We start from the raw sequence: 4,355 nt of genomic DNA on the forward strand, positions 1-4,355 counted from the left end.
TTGTAATTTCTTTGGTTCTTGTGATTTGTTATTTGGTTCTTCTTTCCGGATTTCGGTCTTCCGGCTTCGGATTTAATATTTGACTTTTATTTGTTTCTTGTCTTTTGGTTCTTGGTGTTTTATATTCCTTCGAATGTCGAAATTCCGGCTTCGTATTTTTAAACTTATGGTTTATGGTGTACAGGTGCTTTCCCCTCACACCTCACCTATACCTTATATCCTATACCTTATACCTCACACCTCATACCCCACACCTAAAATTAATGAAAATGCTTTTCTGCCTGTTCAATAGCTTCCGGCTTGCCCACATCTATCAATATATCGCCGGAATGATCATAGCCTATGATGGCATGACGGACAGATAAACGGAGATACAGATCTACCAAAGAAAACTTTCCTTCTTCTGCGATCAAAGCAAAAATAGCCGGGTTAATAATATGTATCCCGCTGAATGCTTTGGGCATGCTTTCCACACCCGCGATAGAAATTTTTTCCTGTCCTGATGCATTATTGCGCCAGCCGCACAACTGGTTTTTTTTAGTAAACAAAAATGTACGGGAAGCGCTGCGGCCGGTTACCGCCAGTGTAACCAATGGCTGGTGCTGCTGATGGAATGCAAGCATAGCTTTTATGTTCAGGTTAGTTAAAATATCGGCATTGATCACAAAAAAAGGATTATGCTGTTCTAAAAACCGTGCGGCTTTTTGTAACCCGCCACCGGTTTCCAATGGTTCTTCCTTTTCATGCGAAACAGTGATATTGCAGTTGAAATGATCATTGACGTTTAAGAAATCAATCACCTGGCCGGCAAAATGATGTACATTGATTATGATATTGGTTATACCAAATGTTTTCAGGTACTCAATATTGCGCTGCAACAAAGGTTTTCCATTTACCGGCGCCAGCGCTTTGGGATGATGATCTGTCCAGGGTTTCAGCCGTGTGCCCAAACCTGCGGCAAAGATCATAGCCGTAGTTAACCCGTTGTTTGACCGTATAGAATTTTCGCTGGCATTGTGCATCATACTAACCAAAATCATTGCTTTAAAAACACTTTCCCCCTCTCACGTTTCACGTTTCTCCCCGTGAAATGGTAAACGTGAAACCACAAATCATTCACCCTCAACATTCACCATTCACCCTCTCACCCATTCACCCAGTTCTTTTCTTCCTGCACCAGGTGATGCAAGGCTATTTTAACACCAAACTTTTCCTGCAGGTGTTTGGCCAGGCTGTCGGCAGCAAATACGCTGCGGTGTTGCCCGCCCGTGCAGCCAAAGCTCACCGCGAGGCTGTCAAAATTCCGTTTTATATAGTCGCTTACTGAAATGTCCACTATGCCATACACATACTGCAAAAAAGCAGGCATCTCACTTTTATGAAGCAAAAATTCCTGTACTTCCTTATCCCTTCCCGTAAGCTGCTTATATGCTTCAAAGCGGCCGGGGTTAAAGATGCCCCGGCAATCAAATACAAAGCCACCGCCATTACTATCATTGCTTTCGGGTATGCCATTGCGATAGGAAAAGCTGTTGATATGCACAACCAGGGACGTATCGGGAGCGGCTTTTACCGTTTCATACCGTTCAATGATCCTGTCGTCTACAATATGCCATAATACTTTTTGCAGCTCGGGCAGGCGGATAGGTATTTTTTTATTTTCCAAAAACCAGCGCAATTGCTTTAATGCAAAAGGAATGCTGGTAATAAAATGCTGCTTCCTTTCAAACAGTCCCCTGAAGCCATAAGCCCCCAGGGTTTGCAGCATCCGGATCAGCACAAACCCATCGTAGCTGTCTAAAAAATCTTTTTTATCAAGCCTGTTGCCCAGTAATTCATTTACTTTTTCGAAGTAGTACGATACCAGCTCTTCTTTCCACTCATGCGGCAATGCGGCCCTGGCCTGCCACAGCATGGAAGCTGCATCATATTGCAAAGCCCCCTGCATGCCGCCCTGGAAATCTATAAAATATACCCGTTCATCTTTGATCATCACATTGCGGCTCTGGCAATCGCGGTGCATGAAGTATTTCGCTTCTTCCTGCATGAGATAGCTGCTCAGCAATTCAAAATCGTTCAGCAATAAGTTCTTGTCGTAAGGCAAGTCGAGCGCCCGCACAAAATAATAGAGAAAGTACAACAGGTCGGAGTAGATGGCCTGCTTATCGAAAGACTTTGTGGCGATGCAGTTGTTATAGTCGAGCCCTTCCCCACCCTTCACCTGCAACCGTGCCAGTTGCGCGAAGGCTTTACGGTATAATTCCTTTGCTCTTGCACTGTACCCCTCTTCCTTTATAATATCAAACAAAGAAATATCGCCAAAATCTGTTTGCACATACATGGTTTTATTTCCATCGGTATGCAGAATTTCAGGCACAGCCAGTTGTTTACTGTAAAAGTGCCTTGCAAACGCTATAAAGGCATTGTTCTCGGGAATATTATTGGGGTTGCTGGTAATAATATAGGAATGCGCACCGGCAAGTCCGCGAAAATACTGGCGGTTGCTGCCCGCCTGCTTCAGGGTATACAGCGCACCTGCGGGCTGTTTCGTCCACTGTTCAAAAAAAAGTTTCACTTCATTTATAACATCTTCCATACTGGACATTTAGCGGGTAAAGATAATTAACAGAACGGGGATATGCAGCTACAGCATTCCCTTTCATTTCAAAACGCATTTTGCCGTTTTGTATTGGTTCGTTCTTCAATAAAATCAATTATGCTTTTCACATCATCGGGGGCAAACCAATGGATGTTTTCGTCTTTTTTAAACCAGGTAAGCTGCCTTTTGGCATAATGCCGGGTGTTTTTCTTTATGGCATCTACGGCTTCCTGTAGCGTGCATTTACCGTCTATATAGTCAAAAAGCTCTGTGTAGCCCACTGTTTGAAGTGCATTGAGGTGGCGATAAGGATACAGTGCAGTGGCTTCTTCCAGCAGCCCCTCCTCCATCATATCATCTACTCTTTTATTGATGTTATGATAGATGCTCTTACGCGGCAGCTCAATACCAATGTTGATAATAGAAAAGCCCCTTTGCTTATGCGGGAGGGAATGTAACTCCAAAACAGATTTCCCGGACGACAGTTTTACTTCCAGCGCACGCATCATCCTTTGCGGGTTCTGCATTTCTCCTCTGCTGTAAAATACAGGATCGTGTTGCTGCAGCATCTCCTGTAACCAGCTTAAACCAAGTATCCCGTACTGTTGCCGTATCCATTGCCTTACTTCTTCCTTCACTTCAGGCATATCATCCATTCCTTTGCAAAATGCTTTTATATACAGCCCCGTGCCTCCTGCCATTATAGCAATATCATGCTGTTCAAAAATTTCAGCTACCGATTGAAGCGCGTAGGATTCAAACCTGCCGGCGTTCATCTCTTCCTGTATGCTGTGGGTGTTAATGAAATAGTGTTTGGTTTTCTTTAAATCTGTAGCAGCAGGTTTAGCCACGCCAATATGCAGCTCCCGGTAGCATTGCCGCGAATCCGCGGAAATGATATCCGTTTTAAAATGTTCGGCTAATTGCAGAGACAATTTTGTTTTACCTGCTGCCGTAGGACCGGAGATTACTATACAGGTTTTATTGAACATCAAAAAGAGTGGCAAGGTTATACATCTTCCTTATCGTCTGCTCCGCTTTCTTCCTCCGGTTCGGTATCGGTATCCCCGGCTTCTCCGGCTTCTCCTTCTTCACTAAAACCTTCTACGCCCTTAGTGAGGTCGTACTTCTCTTCTATATCTACAAACCGGTCGCCGAGTATGCTTTTTGTTCCGTACTGGCTGGGGGCTATTCCTTCGCTGCGGATGATGGCAGGGTAAGATAATTTGGGGTTTTCATCTTTGGATACGCTGATCAGCTCTACCAAAAAAGTCCAGTTCCGGGTAAAATCGTATACATAAATAAATTTTTCGTTAGGATTGCGTATTTCGGAACCAATGGTGGTTACCGACATAATAAGGGGCTCTGCCTTATAGGGCTTATCATATTTCTCGATGCTTATTTCACGCCCCCGCTGCCAGTTATCATTGCTGCGGTAAAATGTAGCCTGATGCTTCGAATCAAATTCAAAACTTTTTAAAATAATGAAGTGCAAATCCAAAAAAGATTGTGTGTGCTTTACGGCAACATCACGGTAAATACTGTCATCTTCTTCAAAGTAAGCCCTGAATTTTAAAATAGCCATGTGTATCGTTTAGATGTTGAATATCGTATAAAATTTGTCAAAAGTAATATAATTCCACCAGTTGGGCAGGCTTTGTGTTCTTGTGTATTTTTTCTTAGTGCTATGTTAATCGTAAGATGACAGACGTTAGAAGTGAAATGCTCACGTTTCACCTTTCCCTTCTAGCGATGA

The 4,355-nt window shown here is 43.4% G+C and carries 4 protein-coding genes; all 4 read right to left on the reverse strand.

What is annotated here, in order from left to right; all coding sequences use genetic code 11:
- Window positions 1–260: 260 nt before the first annotated feature.
- The 4 genes from PLE34_RS17905 to PLE34_RS17920 all read right to left on the reverse strand — a co-directional run bounded on the left by PLE34_RS17905 (window position 261) and on the right by PLE34_RS17920 (window position 4,184).
- On the reverse strand, window positions 261–1,040 hold the full coding sequence (locus PLE34_RS17905) for a nucleotidyltransferase family protein (RefSeq protein ID WP_324559171.1): 780 nt from the start codon (window positions 1,038–1,040) through the stop codon (window positions 261–263).
- Window positions 1,041–1,144: 104 nt separating this feature from the next.
- A complete protein-coding gene (locus PLE34_RS17910) occupies window positions 1,145–2,596 on the reverse strand; it encodes a RapZ C-terminal domain-containing protein (RefSeq protein ID WP_324559172.1) in 1,452 nt (483 codons plus the stop codon).
- A gap of 68 nt (window positions 2,597–2,664) precedes the next feature.
- The gene (gene miaA / locus PLE34_RS17915; protein ID WP_324559173.1) at window positions 2,665–3,591 is read right to left on the reverse strand and encodes a tRNA (adenosine(37)-N6)-dimethylallyltransferase MiaA; all 927 of its coding nucleotides are present in this window, start codon (window positions 3,589–3,591) and stop codon (window positions 2,665–2,667) included.
- A gap of 17 nt (window positions 3,592–3,608) precedes the next feature.
- A complete protein-coding gene (locus PLE34_RS17920; protein WP_324559174.1) occupies window positions 3,609–4,184 on the reverse strand; it encodes an IS1096 element passenger TnpR family protein in 576 nt (191 codons plus the stop codon).
- Window positions 4,185–4,355: the final 171 nt, after the last annotated feature.

Origin of the sequence: Agriterribacter sp. (assembly GCF_035445465.1) — a bacterium.
GTDB lineage: Bacteria > Bacteroidota > Bacteroidia > Chitinophagales > Chitinophagaceae > Agriterribacter.

Coding starts and splice junctions, on each gene's coding strand:
- PLE34_RS17905 (WP_324559171.1), bottom strand. CDS start 1,040: ATGATTTTGGTTAGTATGATGCACAATGCCAGCGAAAATTCTATACGG.
- PLE34_RS17910 (WP_324559172.1), bottom strand. CDS start 2,596: ATGGAAGATGTTATAAATGAAGTGAAACTTTTTTTTGAACAGTGGACG.
- miaA (WP_324559173.1), bottom strand. CDS start 3,591: ATGTTCAATAAAACCTGTATAGTAATCTCCGGTCCTACGGCAGCAGGT.
- PLE34_RS17920 (WP_324559174.1), bottom strand. CDS start 4,184: ATGGCTATTTTAAAATTCAGGGCTTACTTTGAAGAAGATGACAGTATT.